This window comes from Atribacter sp. (assembly GCF_035418125.1).
GTDB lineage: Bacteria > Atribacterota > Atribacteria > Atribacterales > Atribacteraceae > Atribacter > Atribacter allofermentans.
The window spans coordinates 1,771-4,680 of record NZ_DAOLQM010000174.1 but is presented as its reverse complement, the minus strand read 5'-3'; the positions used below and the strand labels follow the sequence as shown (position 1 = coordinate 4,680).

Annotated in this window: 3 protein-coding genes; all 3 read right to left on the bottom strand. The window is 39.0% G+C overall.

The annotated features are described in order from the left end of the window. Window positions 1-668, bottom strand: a 668-nt coding sequence (locus tag PLK24_RS08550) for a carbohydrate ABC transporter permease (protein WP_324478177.1), incomplete at its 3' end; no start/stop codon positions are given. A gap of 36 nt (window positions 669-704) precedes the next feature. Next, window positions 705-1,583, bottom strand: a complete 879-nt coding sequence (locus PLK24_RS08545; RefSeq protein WP_324478178.1) for a carbohydrate ABC transporter permease — start codon at window positions 1,581-1,583, stop codon at window positions 705-707. A gap of 170 nt (window positions 1,584-1,753) precedes the next feature. Next, window positions 1,754-2,791: a LacI family DNA-binding transcriptional regulator gene (locus tag PLK24_RS08540; protein ID WP_324478175.1), complete on the bottom strand. Its 1,038-nt coding sequence runs from the start codon at window positions 2,789-2,791 to the stop codon at window positions 1,754-1,756. Window positions 2,792-2,910 lie beyond the last annotated feature (119 nt).

The window sequence follows — 2,910 nt, the reverse complement described above, 5'->3', positions numbered from 1 at the left end:
GTAAAAATAAAGGCAAATAAGTACTCATTCCAAGCGAAGATTGCGGTGAAAATAACCGCTGCCACAATACCTGGTGCCGATAGCGGAATCGTGATCTTTAAAAAGGCCTGAAACCTTGAACATCCATCGATGAGCGCTGCCTCTTCTAAGGCGACCGGTACATCATCAACAAAGGTCTTCATCAGCAACGTGGTAATGCTCACCATGAAGGCAGCATAGAGCATGATGAGAGTGATATGTTTATCAACTAAACCAAAAGTATTAAAAATTGGAAATAATGGTATGACCACAATTATGGGAGGAATCATTCTGATGATAATCGTAAATAGGGTTGACATCCTCACCAGGCGGTGAGAAAAACGAGAAAAAGCGTAAGCTCCGAATATCGAACAAAGAATCACCACCAAAGCTGTTCCAGAAGTCACGATAAGGCTATTCACCAAATTGCCGAAATATTGTGGCCAATCTTTGACCAGTTCCTGATAATTGGTGAGAGAGTAAAAAGGACCAAAAAATCTTGGCGGGAAATCCCAGATATGGAGGGGCATTTTTAATGAGCCTATGATCGCATTGACAATGGGAAAGAAAGCCCACATTACCACAATGGCTAACAAAATGCCGGGAAGAATTTTTTCTATGAGCAAGTTTCTTCTCTTGTGGGTTATCATTTTTTTTCACTCCTTGCCATCGAAATCGGGTGGGTTTTAATATATCTTTTCATACATCCCTTTATAGATCCTTCTCACTAAAGGAATCGAAATCAATATGGTTACTATTAGCATGATGGTAGTTGTGGCTGCTCCCCTTCCGAATTCATAATACCGAAAGGTTTGGCGATAAAGATAAATGGGCAAAATCTCCGTTCCTCCTGCTGGACCACCCTCAGTGAGAATCCAGATTATCCCAAATTCTCGAAGAGCAAAAATTATCCTAAAGGTTAAACCAACCAACAGAGCGGGTTTGATCAGTTGAAACACTACGAATCGAAAGGTTTGTATGCGATTTGCCCCATCGATTTTTGAAGCCTCGATCACTTCCTGGGGCATGGCGGTCAGGGCTGAATAGGCAATAATCATTATAAAAGGGAAATTTTTCCAAACTGTAACAATGATGATGCCAATAAAAGAGGAAGTTACCGTCCCAAACCAGGCAATTGGTCCCAAACCAAGGAAAGAAAGAGCATAATTTACAAATCCGTAGCTCGGATCAAGCATATATCTCCACATAACACACGCTACAACTTCGCTGATGCAATAAGGGGCGATAAGCAATGAAACCCAAAGTTTTTGGAGGGGAAACTTTCGGTTCAATAACAAAGCGCTTCCCAATCCAATGATAAATTCTAAAGCGACGACCACTACTACAAAAATTAAATTATTTGCTAAAGCATTCTTGAAAAACCGATCTCGAATAATTTGAACATAATTTTGGATATCGTTAAAAATCGGAACATTACCTGGCGTATATTGGGTAAAACTTAAAATAATCGCCCATATCCCAGGGATAACGATAACCACCACCAACAACGCTATGATAGGAACCAGCATTAACATCGAAATATTCAATCTTGACTTTATTCTCATCAATCATTCTCACCCACCCTGTTCTTTTCTTTCCACAATCAATCGAAGCATGCTCTGTGACATCATTGGCCAAGAATCCTTTAAATAGATTCTAAAGATGGTACTTTCAACTTGGTTTTCCTATCTCCTGCTAATGGAAAAACCATTTTAATTCAACTCTCTTCTCCTGACTATTCTAATTTTTTACAGGTTTCACCTATAACCAGCTCGGTTGAAAGAGTGATATCCATGCGAGATCCAACTAAATTGTTCAAAATATCATAAAGTAACCGTGCTGCTACCCGACCGATATTTCTTTCGCCAATTTTTATTCGGGTTACACTTTTAGTAAATAACGAATTAAAATCTTCCCCTCGATATCCGGCTATGGAAATATCATCAGGAACTCGAATTTTTCTCTCTTGAAGGTAGCGAAAAACGCCAGCCATCATATTCATATCGGTGACTAAAACTGCCGTAGGCTGTTCCTTAAAAGTTAGTATTTTCTCCATTCCCCAGTACCCACCTTGAGTCGGATCGCCTTTTTCTTCAATAATCAGCTTGGGATCGACTTCTATTCCATGGTTTTTTAATGAATCTTGGAATCCTAATAATTTATCGTGAAAAGAATAAAACTCAAGGGGGCCACTGATAAGAGCGATTTTGGTATGACCCAGACTGATTAGATAGTCGGTTAGTTTATACAAACCACCATAATTATCAACCAAAACCCGATAAGGTGCCGATTGGTATCTCCCAATCGTAACCAGCAGATGACCTTTTAAAATCAGATCTTTTATCAATTGTTCACGAACCGGTATCCCAGCAATAATAATTCCATCAACTATCTTCTGATTGCCATAAAAAGAAAAACTCTTCTTTTCTCTGATTTTTTGATGATCAGCATATTTGATGGTTTTGAGTAGTAAGCTTTCACGATGTTCGTCAACAATTTCTCCAATGCCTTTGAGTATTTCAAATAAAAGGAAATTGTCGAACAAGGATCCGTAGTAGGATTCAGAAATAAGAGCTCCAACAATGCCCAAGCGCTCGCTGTGACTCCCGAGCCGCTTGGCAAATTCACTGGGTGAAAAGTTCAGCTGCTCGATAGCTTTTAAAACCTTTTGACGGGTTTCGGGAGCAACCCAGGATTTGTTGTTGAGAACCCTCGAGACAGTTGCTTTGGAAACTCCAGCTCTTTTAGCTACCTCTTCAATAGTTATTCTCATAATATTGCCTGTAATATTCTGTTATATTCTCTGAAACCGCTTTTAGTCATTTTTTTATTGTAAGCTTTCTGAAAAAAAAATCAAGGTTAGGTTGAAGTCGGTTTTTATAAAGAAAATTT